The following is a 14,539-nucleotide window of genomic DNA, read 5'->3' on the forward strand; positions in this document are numbered from 1 at the left end:
CTACTCTCCTGTGTCCTTCTTACCCTCGGCAACGAAGTGCGCGCGCAGGGCGCGAGATTCGCCGTTACGGGATTGTTCCAGGGTACGGAAAAGATCGAATTGGGTCTCCTCGTCCCAGTCCTCGTGCCAGCCCGCGAGGCGCAGCAGGGCGTCGAGCACCCCGGCGGTGAAGCCCCACAGCACCATCCCGGAGACGTCGAAGGCGGGCCCTGACCAGCCGGCAAAGCCCAGCTTGAAGCGGTAATCCGGGTGGACGAGCTCCCGGATGGCCACGGGCTGGACCCAGTCGTTTTCCACGGTGGCGGGGTGGACGGGCGAGAACTCCCGCCAGTAGGCGATCACCGGCACGACCGCGAAGTTCGTGCGGTCGATGTACACCGGGTCCATCACGGCCACGGGTTCCACGCCCTCGGGGTTGAGGCCGGTTTCCTCGACGGCCTCGCGGACAGCGGTGTCGATCGGGGTGGCGTCCTGGGGCTCCCAAGCGCCGCCGGGGAAGGCCATCTGCCCGGAGTGGTTGCGCATGTCCACCCCGCGGTGGGTCAGGACGACGGTGGCGTCCTCCGGGAAGGGGTGGATCGCGGTGGGGCGGTAGTCGGGGTCCCCGCCGAGCAGGATCAGCACGGCGGAGTAGCGCGGCGGCACGCCGTCCTCGTTGGTTTCCGGGACGTGGCGCGCGGGATCATTGAGCGCCTCGTGGACGCTGCCGCTGCGCGCGGCGGTGGCCAGCCTGGTGAGCCATTCGGGCAGGTCAGCGGCGAGTGGCGGTTGGGTGGCGATGGCGGCGCGCCAGTCTTCGAAGGGATAGGGCATGGTATTAATTCTGCCCGTTCAGGGCGGCATTCACAGCGGCTTCGAGTTCCTCGTAGTCGCGGAAGACTTGGGGGTACATCTGCGCGCGGGTGCCGTCCGCCCGGTAGACCACCGTGATGGGGACGACCTTCGGCAGGCTGGTTGCGGTGTCGAAACGGTGGCTGCGGTCGGCGTAGACGGGCATGGTCGTGACATTCAGCTCGTCCAGGAAGTCAGCCCCTGCCTGGGATTTTTTGTCCAGGTGGACGCCGGCGACGTTCCACTCCGGGTGCTGCTTGGCGAGCTTGTCGAAGTGGGGCAGCTCGCGGCGGCAGGGCTCGCACCACCAGGCCCACACGTTGATGATCGTGGGTTTACCGGCCAAGGCTGCGCCAAGGTCGGCGGTCTCATTCTTGCCGCTGCTGAGGCAGGGCAGCTCGATGCCGGTGAGCTCGGAGTCTGGGGCGGGGTGCGCTCCGCTGCCCGGGGCGGGACAGTTTCGGGGGTTTTTTGATGCTAACTGGCTGTTCGGGGCCGGGGTCCGCGTCCGCGTCACCCTCGCCGCCGGGGTCACCTGGAGCACCGGAGACCGAGCCGGCGCCGCCGACCATGCCCGGTTCGGCCTGCTGCTGGGACTGTGCGCCGGATTGGTCCTCACCGCCACTCATCACTCCCGCGACCAGTGGGATTGCAGCGACGAGGAGGCCGATAATGATGGCGATAACGAGCAGGAGGACACGCGGACGCGACGCGTCGGCATCGTCCCCGGAACCGCGGGTGACGTCGACGTCTTCGCTGGTCTCGGCGTTTCCGTCGGACGCACCGTGACCTGGAGCAGTGCCGTGGGGATGGGAAGACGAAGGGGTGGTGGCCATGGCGTTAATCCTCTCCGAATCCGGCCAGGGCGAGCAGGTGTTCGCGGTCTGGCGAGGTGATGCGGGTCATCGCTTCCTCCGGGTCCGGCGTGCCGGCCAGCCCGAAGCTGGGGCATTGCCAGGCCAGGAAGCAGGCGCCACAGGCTGGCTTGCGGGAGTGGCAGACGCGGCGGCCGTGGAAGATGGCGCGGTGGCTGAACATGGTCCACTCCTTGGGCTCGATGAGTTCCATGAGTTCGCGTTCCACCTTGACGGGGTCCTCCTGGTCAGTGAGCTTCCAACGGCGCACAAGGCGACCCAGGTGGGTGTCCACGGTGATGCCGGGCACGCCGAAGGCATTGCCGAGCACAACGTTTGCGGTCTTTCGGCCCACCCCCGGCAGGGCGACGAGTTCCTCGAGGGTGCGGGGGACCTCGCCACCGTGCTTCTCGGCGATGGCCGTGCCGAGCCCGATGAGGGAACGGGTCTTGGCCTGGTAAAAACCCGTTGGCCGGATGACCTCGGCGAGTTCCTCGGGGTCCGCAGCGGCGTAGTCGGCTGCGGTGGGATATAACGAAAATAGGACCGGCGTCACACTATTTACCCGCACATCGGTACACTGTGCAGATAGGACTGTTGCTACGAGAAGCTCCAGTGGCGTCGAAAAGTCGAGCTCCGCATGAGCATCGGGATAGCCAAGCGCGAGCGTGCGGTTGAGTTTCCTCGCTCGGCGCTTGAGTGCCAGCGGGGTTTCCACATGCGAAGGATCTGCGGCGCGATGGCTGCCAGGTTTCGGCAAGCGAGGCGCTGAGGTTTTCGGCATGGCTACTACTGTAGTGTGAGTCCGGTTAAACGTCGTCAAGTGGGAGTGTAAGGAACAGATGGCAGAGAACACCGAGATTCTGTCCCGCGCTGGAATCTTTCAAGGGGTAGACCCCGAGGCCGTGCAGGCTCTGGTTGAGCAGCTGGAGACCGTCGACTTCCCGCGCGGAACCACAATCTTCGAGGAGGGTGAGCAGGGCGACACCCTGTACATCATCACCTCCGGCAAGGTGAAGCTGGCGCGTCACTCCGCGGACGGCCGCGAGAACCTGCTGACCGTCATGGGCCCTTCGGACATGTTCGGTGAACTCTCGATCTTCGACCCGGGCCCACGTACCTCCTCGGCAGTGTGCGTCACGAAGGTCTCCGCTGGCGTGATGACCTCCCAGATGCTGCACGACTGGATCGCCGATCACCCGGGCATCACTGAACAGCTGCTGCGCGTGCTGGCCCGCCGCCTGCGCCGCACAAATAACAGCCTCGCAGACATGATCTTCACGGATGTTCCGGGCCGCGTGGCCAAGGCGCTGCTGCAGCTGGCCAACCGCTTCGGCATCCAGGAAAACGGCATGCTGCGTGTGCACCACGACCTCACCCAGGAGGAGATCGCCCAGCTGGTGGGCGCCTCCCGCGAGACCGTGAACAAGGCACTGGCGGAGTTTGCCCAGCGCGGCTGGATCCGCCTGGAAGGCAAGTCGGTTCTCATCGCGGACACCGAGCGCCTCGCACGCCGCGCACACTAACTCTCCGGCGCCGGGCCATAATCGCACCGGTGCCGCCTGGCGCACCACAACGGCACCAGCTCCCCGCGCCGGATCTGCAGCGACCCGCACGGCCGGCGCATAAAAAAGACCAGCCCGTGGCTGGTCACCCCGCATCAATGCCTAGCGAGTTTTCCACTCGCTAGGCATTATCGCTTTTACTGCTGCTTCTTCAGGTAGTCGATCGTCACGCGGGTGGACTGTGCAGCGGCATCGCGCAGCACCGGGTCCACGTCCGTGTAGATCTCGTCGACAACATCCATGACGTCGGCGTCCTCGCCGAGCTTGGCCAGCGCCTCACGGACTTGCTCGAGGCGGTGCTGACGGCGCTCGATGTAGCGCTCGGCGAGCTCGCTGGTGTCCTCACGGTCCGGGCCGTGGCCCGGTAGTAGCGGCACACCAACACCGCGGCGCTTCAGCTCCTGGAGGGACTCGATGTAGAGCCCAAGGTCGCCGTCGGTCTCGGAGATCATGGTGGTGTGGCGGCCGGCGATGGTGTCGCCGGTGATGATCGCCTCCACGTCCGAGTCATCGGAGCCACCCTTGGAGTGGATGAGGAAGCACACGGAGTCGGAGGTGTGCCCCGGGGTGTGCAGGACCTCGATCGTCGGGGTGAGCCCCTCGATGCGGATGATCTCGCCATCCTTCAGCGGCTCGGCGGCGATGCAGTTGTGCTCGTCGAAGGCGCGAACCGGTGCGCCAGAGAGCTGACGGAAGCGCTGAGCACCGTTGGAGTGGTCGTTGTGACGGTGCGTGAGGAGCACGAGGCCGATGGTGGCCTGCGGGCCTTCCTCGCCGCTGGTTCCAGCGCCAATACTTTCCCCCACCGCCTTGCTGTGCAGGACGTTGAGGTGCCCCTCGTCCTGCGGACCCGGATCGATGACGACCGAGACCGGGTCCCCCGGGCCGCGAACTACCCAAGAGTTCGTGCCTTCGAGCGCTGCATAGCTGGGGTTTGGCGCCAACACCACACCGACATTCTCGGTGACCGGGCGAAGCTGACTGTACGCGGGATGTTGCATAACTCTAATTCTACGAAAACTCGCGGCTAAAGGCCTATTGACGTACCTGAACGATGATCTCGATTTCCACTGGGGAGCCCAGTGGCAGCTCTGCGACACCGACGGCGGCGCGGGCGTGCTGGCCAGCGTCACCGAAAATCTCACCGAGGATGTCGCTCGCTCCGTTGACGACGCCAGGCTGACCGCCGAAGCCGGTGGCGGAAGCGACGTATCCCGTGACCTTCACGATGCGTTCGATGTTCTCGAGGCCGACCTCTGCGGCGGCGGCTGCCACGGCGTTGAGCACGGCGATGCGGGCCAGTTCGTAGGCCTCTTCCGGGCTGACCTGGGCTCCCGTGTGGGTGCCGATCTCGCCGACGAGGCCGAGCTTCGGCAGCTCACCGTTAACGAAAGGCAGCTGACCGGAGGTGTAGACGACGTCGCCGCAGCGGACGGCGGGGACATAAGACGCGACGGCGGCCGCGACGGGCGGCAGCTCGATGCCGAGCTCGTCGAGCCGAGCTGGAACCTGAGACTTGGCCATGGTTAGTCCAGCTCTCGCTTCATGTAGGCGACGTGCTGCTCGCCGGTCGGACCTGGCAGGACGGAGACAAGCTCCCAACCATCCTGGCCCCAGTTATCGAGGATCTGCTTGGTCGCGTGGGTGAGCAGTGGCACGGTGACATATTCCCATTTCTTCATGCCCTCGAGCATAGCGATCGCGCGCGAGTTATGGCGCGGACGAGCTGGGGACTATAGACAGAAAAATCCCCGGCCGGGGAGGTTTTAGAACCTCTCCCGCCGGGGGGAGCTGCAGGCACATCGGTTAGCTTCCAGCTACTGCGAAACTATGACGGGCCGGGGTGTGGCCCTATTGAGAGGAGGCTTAGTCCTGCCCCTCGGCCTCGCGCTGCGCGGCGGCAGCTTCGAGCTGGCCAGCGAAGAAGTCGGCCCAATCGGTGACATCCGGACGGCGACGCAGCAGGGCACGGCGCTGGCGCTCCGTCATGCCACCCCAGACACCGAACTCCACCTTGTTATCGAGGGCATCGGCGCGGCACTGCAGAACGACGGGGCAGTGACGGCAGATAGCGACAGCCTTGCGCTGTGCTGCACCCTTCACAAAAAGCTCTTCTGGGTCCACGCTGCGGCAGTGTGCGTGGGTAATCCATTCACCGCGGTTCTTGAAAGACTCGCGGGTCGTCAGCTGCTTCACGGTCTGACGCACGGGCTTTGCTGCTGGTCGGGACTGGGAGCGGGATTCAGCCATTCTTCGCCTCCAAGCTGGATCTAACGTTCTTCGTTTCGATGTTCTTTGGGGAACTGATGTGCTTGCTCTTTCCTCAGCGATCAACAGGATGTGTTGCATAGCCTGTCGAAGCATTGCCCAGAATGTTACGGGGGTCACATTTTGGATGTCTAATGCACAACAGGGCCGGGGGTACTTCAGCGAAGCAAAACTTTTCATAGGTCACGCACGACTAGCACAACTCGCGCAAACAGCCTCGACAGACCGCAGGAACACACCGTGCATATGGCGCGAAAATAGGTCATGGCCGGTTTATGCACGTCAGGACAGAGTTTTCTTGAAATACCTTTAAAATGTGATGCGCCCCACATTTCCTGCCGGACTTCCCCGCACGTGATAATTCACCCCGAAAAGCCAGGCAAATATCGGCGAATATTTGTTTGCGCAAAACTAGTTTCAGCGGGGGTAGTAAGCTCCTCCCCCGCCACGCGTCCCCCAGCCGCACCTTGCCATCCCACACCTCAGCCGCGGTCGCTTTAGACACAATGAGGGCGTCCGACGCGTCGACTAATGTGTGTCGCGTGGAGAAGAACAACGAGCAAAACACGGCAGCACCCGACCGCGCCCGGCCCAGGCCGGCCCTTCAGCTGATCGGCGCGACGCTCGGTATCGCCATGCTCCTTGCCCTGGGGATGCTTCCCTTCGCCGGCCTCGGCGGTGCGGTGGTGAACTCCTCCGCGAACACGATGAACGCCAACTTCGCGGACATCGAGACCAAAAAGTCCCTCCCACAGGCCAGCACGGTTCTGGACCGCGAGGGCAACGCCATCGCCTGGATCTACGACCAGCGGCGCTTCGACGTCCCGGCGGACAAGATCTCCTCCGCGATGAAGGAGTCCATCGTCGCCATCGAGGACCGGCGCTTCTACGAACACAACGGGGTGGACCTGCGCGGTTCGGCCCGCGCGCTCGCAGCCAACCTCTCCAGCGGTGGGGTCGCAGAAGGTGCTTCCACCCTCAACCAGCAGTACATCAAGAACTACCTGTGGCTGATCAGCGCCAAGAACGACGACGAGCGCGCCGCCGCCACCGAAACCAGCCTGGCCCGCAAGCTGCGGGAGATGAAGCTCGCGGGCAATCTCGACGAACGCTTCTCCAAGGACGAGATCCTCACCCGCTACCTCAACCTCATCTCCTTCGGCCGCGGCGCCTACGGGGTCGAGGCCGCCGCCCGCACCTACTTCGACCACTCCGCCGAGAAGCTGACGGACGCCGAGGCCGCACTCCTCGCCGGGGTCGTCCAGTCCACCTCCGCGCTGGACCCGTGGGATAACCCGGACGCCGCGCTGACCCGCCGCAACCAGGTGCTCCAGGCGCGCGCCAATAACGGTTCCCTCACCCAAGAGCAGGCCGATAGCGCGGCCGCCGAGCCGCTGGGGATCACGGAAAAGCCTGCCGGTGAACCCAATGGCTGCCTTGCCGCCGGGGATGATGGTTTCTTCTGCGACTACGTCCTGAATTGGCTCGAGGAGAAGGGCTTCAACCACGAAAAGATTGCCCGCGGCGGCTACACCATCACCACCACCCTGGACCCGGCCGCACAGCAGCACGCTGTGCAATCCGCCCGGAGCAATGTGGCCCCCGGACAGCCCGGGGTGTCTGAATCCCTGAGCTTCATCGCACCGACTGAGGATTCCCACGAGGTCATCGCCATGGCGTCCTCCCGGAAATACGGGCTGGACCAGGAGAATCATGAAACTGTTCTGCCGCTGCCGCACTCCCTCCAGGGGCACGGCGCGGGCTCAGTATTCAAGATCTTCGCCGCCGCTGCCGCCATCGAGAAGGGCATGGGGCTGGAGACCAAGCTCAACGTCCCGCCCCGGGTAGAGGTCGATGGTCTCGGCAACGGCGGTGCCGCCGGCTGCCCGCCGGGCAAGTACTGCGTCGAAAACGTCGGCCCCTATAAGTCCTCCATGACGCTGAAGGAGGCGCTGGCAACCTCCCCGAACACGCCCTTTATCTCGATGCTGCAGGATGTGGGTCTGGAGCGCACCGTCGACTTGGCCGTGAAACTGGGGCTGCGCAGCTACGCGGAGGAGGGCACCTCCGGGGATAAATCCATCGCGCAGCGCATTAAAGAGGAGCAGACCGGTTCCTTCGTACTCGGCCCCACCCCGGTGGACCCACTGGAGCTGACGAACGTCGGCGCCACGCTCGCGGATCAGGGCCGCTGGTGCGAGCCCTCTCCCGTCTCTTCGGTGACGGATGCCTCGGGGAAGAAGGTGGAGATCCCCCGCAAGGACTGCGAGAAGGTGCTCAACCCGGCGGTCGCCAATGCGCTGGCCAATGGCATGGCGGGTGACGTATCGAATGGCACCGCCGCAGATGCCGCCCGGGCCACCGGCTGGAGCGGCCCGATCTCCGCGAAGACCGGCACCACCGAGACCAGCAACTCTGCCGCCTTCCTGGGCTTCACCCAGAACGTCGCCGGCAGCAGCTATATCTTCAACGACTCCGGCACCGCCTCGAGCCTGTGCACCTCCCCAGTTCGCCAATGCGGCTCCGGCAACCTCTACGGCGGCAACGAACCTGCCCGGAGCTTCTTCACCGCCGCCGGCCCGATTGTGAACTCTTATGGCGGCAAGAAACTGCCGCCCGTGCGGCAGAAGCAAAAGAAAGGCTCTGGCGAACTTGCCGACGGCGGGGCGGCCGGCTCCCAGCGCTAGTCCGGGGGCTGGGGTTCGCCCGGAGGCCTAGTGGCGGCTGGAGATGGTCGGCTATAGCGGGCGGCACACCTGTTACTGGCGAGCGGCGGATAGACTTGAGCCCGTGTTGAAGCGCAAGACCTCGAAGTTCCGTGCCCGCCTGCCCCGAACGCCGTGGGTGGTGGGTAAGCCGAGCGCCCCGCTGGGGATTGACGTCCTCAAGAAAAAGATGGGGAACGGCAACCGCACCGCAGCGCGCGTGAGCCGAACAATCGGCGCTGGGGTCGCGGGGCTCGTGGCAGCAGGGGCCGGCGTGCTGCTCGCGGCGAACCGTGAGATTCGGCAGTTCGAGCTGAAGGAAGTCACCGTCCCACTGCTGGAGCCGGGCACGCTGCCCTCGCACTGGGATTCGCTGCGCATCCTGCACGTGTCTGACCTCCACATGCTTGCGGATCAACGGCTCAAGCAGTCGTGGGTCGCAGGTCTCATCGAGCTTGACCCGGACCTGGTAGTGAATACGGGCGATAACCTCGGCGAGGACGAGGCCGTGCCGGGTGTACTGAGCGCGCTGGGTCCGCTTTTCGAGCGCCCGGGCGTGTTCGTATTCGGCAGCAATGACTACTTCGCACCGAAGCCGGTCAACCCGTTCATCTACCTGCTGGGCAAGAAGCGCAAGCCTTCGCGCGTGCAGTTACCATGGCGCGGTATGCGCGCGGCGTTCCTCGAGCACGGTTGGCAGGACGCCACCCACGCCCGCCTGGAGTTCCCGCTGGGGACCGATGCGCCGGTAGGAAGTGGGGAGCCGAAGATGATCCGGCTCGCAGTCACGGGCGTGGATGACCCGCACCACGACCTGGCGGACTACTCGCAGGTGGCGGGTGCTCCGAATGCGGATGCGGACTTGAGCATCGGGCTGTCGCACTCCCCCGAGCCGGCGGTGCTGGATCAGTTCGCGGCCGATGGTTATCAGCTGGTGCTCTCCGGACATACTCACGGCGGGCAGTTGTGCCTGCCGGGGAGCCGGGCGATCGTGACGAATTGCGGCATCGACCGGTCCCGCGCGCAAGGGTTGTCCCGGTGGACGGAACGGACGTGGCTGCACGTGACAAACGGCCTGGGGAACTCGAAGTACGTTCCCTTCCGGATTTTCTGCCGCCCGTCCGCGACGCTGATCCACGTGGTGGAGCGGGAGGACTAGCGGGCACGAGCTGCGTTCTTAACCCTTAAACCCACCCCGGTTTTTCCCTTCCGGGGATCACGCGTTATAGTAAGGAACCGTTGCGGAGATCTTCCGGCCGGATCATCTGGCAGAAGAACCCTCGCAGCCTATGACCGGGATATGGCGCAGTTTGGTAGCGCACCTCGTTCGGGACGAGGGGGTCGCAGGTTCAAATCCTGTTATCCCGACAAGTTGATTAAAGCCCTGGCCTTCCGGCCAGGGCTTTTCTCGTATTTGCTGGTCGAGGCGGATTCTAGGGGTCGTTGCAACATTTCCTAGCTTTCAGCTAAATCTAACAGCTCCGCCATCCGCTCCGCAGGAGTAGCAAAACCCAACGTCTTACGCGGCCGACAATTCAACCGATGAGCAACAAGCTCCAACTCCTCCCGCCCATAAACACTCAAATCCGCACCCTTCGGAAAATACTGACGCAACAACCCATTAGTGTTCTCATTCGTCCCCCGCTGCCACGGCGACCCCGGATCACAGAAATACACCGGACAATCCGTCGCAATGCTAAACGACCTATGACCAGCCATCTCTGAACCCTGATCCCAGGTCAACGACCCCCGAAGATGCTGCGGCAACGTCATAATCGCCTCCACCAGCGCATCACGCACCGCCACCGCACCATGCCCATCCGGCAAATGCAGCAACATCACATACCGCGTCGTCCGCTCCACCAACGTCCCAATCGCAGACCTTCCACCTGCACCGATAATCAGATCACCCTCCCAATGCCCCGGCACAGCCCGATCCTCAACAACAGCAGGACGATCAGCAATCATGATCATCGGATCAACAAACCGACTCCTCGCAACACGCTGACCACGCGGTTTACGCCGCGTCCGCCCCGTACGAAGGGCATGGGCCACCACCTTCTTCAACTCGCCTCTGGCCTGGCAGTACAGCTCTTGATAGATCGTTTCATGACTCACATGCATAGTCTCATCGCCAGGGAATTCCCTGCGCAACCGGCCAGCCACCTGCTCAGGGGAAAACTCCATCCGCAACCACTGCCACACCTGCTGTTTCAACCGAGGATTCGCCGCAATCTTCGACACCTTCGGCCGAAACCTCCGAAGCGTTGACTTCCGGTGCGCCTCAAACGGGCGATAAATGCCATCATCACCACTATTGCGACTAATCTCGCGCGAAATCGTCCCCGGATCACGCCCAAGCTCACGCGCAATCGCCCGAACCGATAAATTCCGATTCACCCGATCCGCGATGCGCTCCCGCTCCACCAACGACAAGTACCGCCGGTCAATCACCTTCTCCACCGCAGCCTGCGGCAGCACCTCCACCGGAACACTGACCCGGCCATCAACATACGCAAGAACCTGCATAAGCCGTTTATAGCGATAAACTGCCTGGCCATCGGGCACAAACGGCACACGCCGACCACGTGTTTTAATCACCCCCTTATCAACATCAAGCGCACCACGTAACCCCATCCCACACGCAGCTGCAGCAGAACGACGATCCAACCCACAGGCCCGAAGCTCCAAATACTCCACTCGCCGCGCCGTAGCCACAGCCCGCCGACCCTCAGGAGCAGGACGGGGCCGCGCACCAATCGATATCCCCACCCGGTATACCGACGAAGGATTCACACCCAACCGCCGCACAATATCCATTGGCGCGACATTCTGGGCAAACAACGCAACAATCTCGTCAACCACCTGTGACGACAACGTCTTATTCCGCAGTGGTAACCCATCACGATGCGCAATCCGATACGCCGTAGCTAACGACCATCCCAGATCCAGCCCAGCCGCACGCACCGACAAACCATCACCCACCACCAACTGGTGGAACCGAGTGATCTCCTCAACCGGTGGATCCCACCGTGACACCGTCATCACCAACACCAACCCTTCAGATCAGTGTTGCAACGACCACTAGAACTTAAGCGAAGCATCTGTGGGTTAAGGGTCAAAAGGGGATGCGGACGGGATCTTGGAGGATTCCACTTATGAACCGTTCGTACACAGATCAGCAGCGTCGCAGAGCGATTGAGGTTTATAAGCGCACTCAGTCGGTGACGAAGACGACCCGGCAGCTGGGGTATCCGGGGAGATGGACGCTGTACAAATGGTTGCGTGAACCCACCACTCCAGGTAGACCGCGTAAGCAGGCGAAAACCTTGACGCGTTACCCGTTTGAGGTCAAGCTTCGTGCTGTCGAACTTTTCAACGCCGGCTGGAGCCCAGCTGACATCGCTCAAGAATGTGGGCTGAGGTCAAAAATGAGCGTCTATTCTTGGACACAACGCCATCGTGAAGAGGGACAATGGGGGCTGATGTCGAAAAAGGAACGAGAAGAACGTGCTCGCATCCCCACCCGAGCAGCCCTTGAAAAATCTTTGCCGGATGATCCATCTGAACTGAAAGAACAGATGGCCAAGCTGCTGGTCGAGAAAGCTGTATTGGAAAAGGAGCTGGAGCTTGTAAAAAAAGACGTCAGCGTCATCCCAGGTCAGCTCAGTAATAGACAAAAGACCGCAGTGGTTGACGCGCTACGCCCTGACTTCCCCTTGCCGATGCTGCTCGCCTCTATCGGCCTTGCACAATCGAGTTTTTACTACCACCTTCAACAACGCAGCCGGCCCGATAAGCACGAGCATATCCGTGACATACTCCATGCCATCGACGCGCAGTCGGACAACACGTACGGCTATCGACGCATGTGGTGGGAGTTGCGTCATCGTGGGATCATCATCAGCGAGAAGGTTGTTCGTCGCCTCATGCGCGAAGAAGGAATCGTGCCCCGCTTTCCGAAACGCAAGTGGAGGTACTCCAGCTATCAGGGAGAAATTTCACCAGCTCCGGACAACTTGGTGAACCGTAATTTTCACGCTGACAGCCCAAACAAGTTGTGGCTAACTGACATCAGTGTTTTTGCAGCTCACGATAGTCGCGTGTACCTCTCTGCCATAATCGACTGTTTTGACGGCAAGGTCGTCGCCGCGAAAACAAGCGTGCACCCCACTATGGAGTTGGCGCAGGAAACCCTGCTTGCTGCCATTGAAGCGGAGCAGCCAGAAGCAGATGGTTCCCTGGTGCTTCATTCTGACCGGGGTGCACATTACCGCGGTAGCACCTGGCGCAGTTTGACCGCTAAATACGGGATTGTCAGCTCAATGTCTAAAAAGGGTTGCAGCCCAGATAACGCAGCGTGTGAAGGATTTTTCGGCCGTATGAAAAATGAGATGTACTACGGCAAGGTTTGGCAAACCACCAAAGAGCTCGAAGAAGCCATCGCGCGATACATCGAGTTCTATAACAACCACCGGATCAAAACCAGTCTAGGCGGTGTGAGTATCACCGCCTACCGAAAACTTCATGTAGCGTGACCCGAAACTGTCCAACAAAATGTCCGCGTCCCCAAATGTGTGTCTGGCTCGGCGTGTCGCGGGGTTAGATGTGGCCTTTTTGGATGCCGATTGAGTGGGTGTAGTCGGTGTCGATAGCGTTGTCGTAGAGGGCTGGGCGTCCTGTTTCGTGGTCGGCTTGGTTCTCGGTTTGGGTCAGGGTGGATACTTTGGCGAGTTGGCCCTGGCCCCAGTCGGACTGCCTGGCGATTCGTACTGGATCGTCAGGCAGTTCCGTTTGCAGGTACAGCCACCAATCCAGCATCCGGCGTTGGTGTTCACCGGATCTGCCGCGGTGGGTTCTGGCGAGCAGTTTGAGCTGGGCGTTGATGCCGCCTTCCAGGCTGTTGGTGGTGGATTTGATCCGCTCGGGCGCAAGGACTCCTGCTGGCGGGTTGAGGTAGACAAACAGCATCTCGGACCGCCAAAGATGGTTGAGGCTGTTGTAGGCCTTGCGCACGTTGTGGTGGGTCCACACGCGGGTCCATGCACCTGTTTTGGGGTCTTTGATCATGGTTTTCTCGTTCATCCATTCCCGGTAGATCGTTGAAAACTCGTGCAGTTGCACACCCCACGCGGCGGCTTCATCCAGTGTGGTGATCCGGGTCAGTTTCAGCGCAAGTCGGTAGATGGTGCGCCCGGCATCGGTGCGTGGGTTGGTGGTGGTGTAGCGGCGGACCACGCGTTGGGCGTGGACGAGGCAGCGTTGAATTTTCGTAGTCGGCCAGCACTTTTTGATTGCGCTGTATGCGCCTTGGCCGCCGTCGATGACGGCGATGAGTGGGGCTTCGATGCGTTCAAGCAGCAGTTGGTAGTCGCGGGTGGTTTCGTGTTTGCACCAGTGCCAGGCGATCACGTGGTCGATGGTCGCCGCGACGATCAGGCAGCCACCGGCGGTGTAGGTGCCATCGAGAAATACCTGGTCGTAGATCCGCTTGTGGTGGCCGGCGGTGGGGTCAGGCACATCAACGAGCCAGCACCACTTGAAGCGCCGCTTCATGGTGGCGCGGCTAACACCGTTTCGTTTGGCTAGGTCGTCGAGTGATATTGCGGTGGTGCAATGCTCGATGAACTGGGTGAACACTGCCGCGTTGGTGATGTCGTTTCGACGTTTGACGCTGGAGGCGCCGCATTGTTTGCAGCGCCATCTGGTGGTGCCTTTGCTGGTGGTGCCGTTGCGTTTCATTTCACCGCCGCAGTGGCAGCGTGGTTGGTTCTTCGACATTGCGACACCACACCACGCCGCGCATAGCACATCACGGCTGCCACACCGAGGATTTCCCGTCGGGGGCTAGATATATGCTTCCGGAGCATATACTTTCCGGAAACCTACAGGTCAATCCGTGAAAATCCGCGATTCCGGACACACTTTTTGACCCTTAACCCGCATCTGTTCCCTCCAATCGCCCGGCGAACTGTGGCGGACAGCCCACGCATCTGGCACGAATCTGGCATGGCGTTGCCCACGGAGAAGATCGCAGCACAGGCCACGGCCAGAGCGGCTGAATCCGAGCACCCGACACCGCGCCGTTACCCGTGTGGCAGGTGTGACAAATGCGGCAAAGGGGGTCTCGTGTTGGTTCTCACACCCTGACTGATAGACTGAGAAAGTCGCATAACTGCTATCCGCATCACATTGTGACGCTCGAGCCTCCGGGTTTTCTCCGCATAGCGCGCCGTCACCGCGAGCCGCACCGCGGAAAGCAACCGATGCCCGCGCGCCACAACCACCACCGGACAATGCAGGTCTGTGCGTTAGA

The 14,539-nt window shown here is 62.1% G+C and carries 14 protein-coding genes and 1 tRNA gene; 5 read left to right on the plus strand and 10 right to left on the minus strand.

The annotated features are described in order from the left end of the window. From CU_RS09345 to nth, 4 genes are read right to left on the minus strand one after another with little or no spacing between them, the layout of a single operon-like run. Positions 1 to 813, minus strand: coding sequence for an NUDIX hydrolase (locus CU_RS09345; protein ID WP_012361098.1), 813 nt, complete (start codon positions 811 to 813; stop codon positions 1 to 3). Positions 814 to 817: 4 nt separating this feature from the next. Beyond that, on the minus strand, positions 818 to 1,234 hold the full coding sequence (locus CU_RS09350) for a TlpA family protein disulfide reductase (protein ID WP_231837798.1): 417 nt from the start codon (positions 1,232 to 1,234) through the stop codon (positions 818 to 820). Beyond that, positions 1,200 to 1,667, minus strand: a complete 468-nt coding sequence (locus CU_RS10995) for a hypothetical protein (RefSeq protein WP_231837667.1) — start codon at positions 1,665 to 1,667, stop codon at positions 1,200 to 1,202. Before CU_RS10995 ends, CU_RS09350 begins: the two co-directional genes overlap by 35 nt. A gap of 4 nt (positions 1,668 to 1,671) precedes the next feature. Next, positions 1,672 to 2,469 carry an endonuclease III gene (gene nth, locus CU_RS09355; protein ID WP_043951942.1) on the minus strand — a complete coding sequence of 266 codons (798 nt, stop codon included), beginning with the start codon at positions 2,467 to 2,469 and terminating at the stop codon, positions 1,672 to 1,674. A gap of 58 nt (positions 2,470 to 2,527) precedes the next feature. On the opposite strand from nth, the gene glxR reads away from it, so the two are divergent. Next, the gene (glxR, locus tag CU_RS09360) at positions 2,528 to 3,211 is read left to right on the plus strand and encodes a CRP-like cAMP-activated global transcriptional regulator GlxR (RefSeq protein WP_012361100.1); all 684 of its coding nucleotides are present in this window, start codon (positions 2,528 to 2,530) and stop codon (positions 3,209 to 3,211) included. Between the two features lie 176 nt (positions 3,212 to 3,387). Here glxR and CU_RS09365 read toward each other — a convergent pair whose 3' ends face one another. The 4 genes from CU_RS09365 to CU_RS09375 all read right to left on the minus strand — a co-directional run bounded on the left by CU_RS09365 (position 3,388) and on the right by CU_RS09375 (position 5,500). Next, entirely contained in the window at positions 3,388 to 4,251 is an 864-nt protein-coding gene (locus CU_RS09365) for an MBL fold metallo-hydrolase (RefSeq protein WP_041628534.1), read from the minus strand. A 34-nt stretch (positions 4,252 to 4,285) separates the two neighbouring features. Continuing rightward, positions 4,286 to 4,774: a RidA family protein gene (locus tag CU_RS09370; RefSeq protein ID WP_012361103.1), complete on the minus strand. Its 489-nt coding sequence runs from the start codon at positions 4,772 to 4,774 to the stop codon at positions 4,286 to 4,288. 2 nt (positions 4,775 to 4,776) lie between these two features. Next, positions 4,777 to 4,932 (minus strand): DUF4177 domain-containing protein, encoded by a 156-nt coding sequence (locus CU_RS10680; protein ID WP_095075344.1) that lies wholly within the window; start codon positions 4,930 to 4,932, stop codon positions 4,777 to 4,779. 184 nt (positions 4,933 to 5,116) lie between these two features. Next, positions 5,117 to 5,500: a WhiB family transcriptional regulator gene (locus CU_RS09375; protein ID WP_012361105.1), complete on the minus strand. Its 384-nt coding sequence runs from the start codon at positions 5,498 to 5,500 to the stop codon at positions 5,117 to 5,119. Between the two features lie 524 nt (positions 5,501 to 6,024). Between CU_RS09375 and CU_RS09380 the strand changes: the two genes are divergently transcribed. From CU_RS09380 to CU_RS09390, 3 genes are all read left to right on the plus strand, one after another. Continuing rightward, positions 6,025 to 8,205, plus strand: coding sequence for a transglycosylase domain-containing protein (locus tag CU_RS09380; RefSeq protein ID WP_012361106.1), 2,181 nt, complete (start codon positions 6,025 to 6,027; stop codon positions 8,203 to 8,205). 208 nt (positions 8,206 to 8,413) lie between these two features. Beyond that, positions 8,414 to 9,382, plus strand: a complete 969-nt coding sequence (locus CU_RS09385) for a metallophosphoesterase (RefSeq protein WP_041628631.1) — start codon at positions 8,414 to 8,416, stop codon at positions 9,380 to 9,382. 135 nt (positions 9,383 to 9,517) lie between these two features. Next, positions 9,518 to 9,591 (plus strand) — tRNA-Pro (locus tag CU_RS09390). 87 nt (positions 9,592 to 9,678) lie between these two features. Here the strand turns inward: CU_RS09390 and CU_RS10795 are convergent. Then, positions 9,679 to 10,893, minus strand: coding sequence for an IS30 family transposase (locus CU_RS10795; protein WP_231837769.1), 1,215 nt, complete (start codon positions 10,891 to 10,893; stop codon positions 9,679 to 9,681). Between the two features lie 488 nt (positions 10,894 to 11,381). Here CU_RS10795 and CU_RS09400 point away from each other — a divergent pair, with 488 nt between their 5' ends. Then, positions 11,382 to 12,761, plus strand: coding sequence for an IS3 family transposase (locus CU_RS09400; RefSeq protein ID WP_012360835.1), 1,380 nt, complete (start codon positions 11,382 to 11,384; stop codon positions 12,759 to 12,761). 64 nt (positions 12,762 to 12,825) lie between these two features. Here CU_RS09400 and CU_RS09405 read toward each other — a convergent pair whose 3' ends face one another. Next, on the minus strand, positions 12,826 to 14,004 hold the full coding sequence (locus CU_RS09405) for an IS256-like element IS1249 family transposase (RefSeq protein ID WP_012361109.1): 1,179 nt from the start codon (positions 14,002 to 14,004) through the stop codon (positions 12,826 to 12,828). Positions 14,005 to 14,539 lie beyond the last annotated feature (535 nt).

The sequence above is a fragment of the Corynebacterium urealyticum DSM 7109 genome, assembly GCF_000069945.1.
Lineage (GTDB): Bacteria > Actinomycetota > Actinomycetes > Mycobacteriales > Mycobacteriaceae > Corynebacterium > Corynebacterium urealyticum.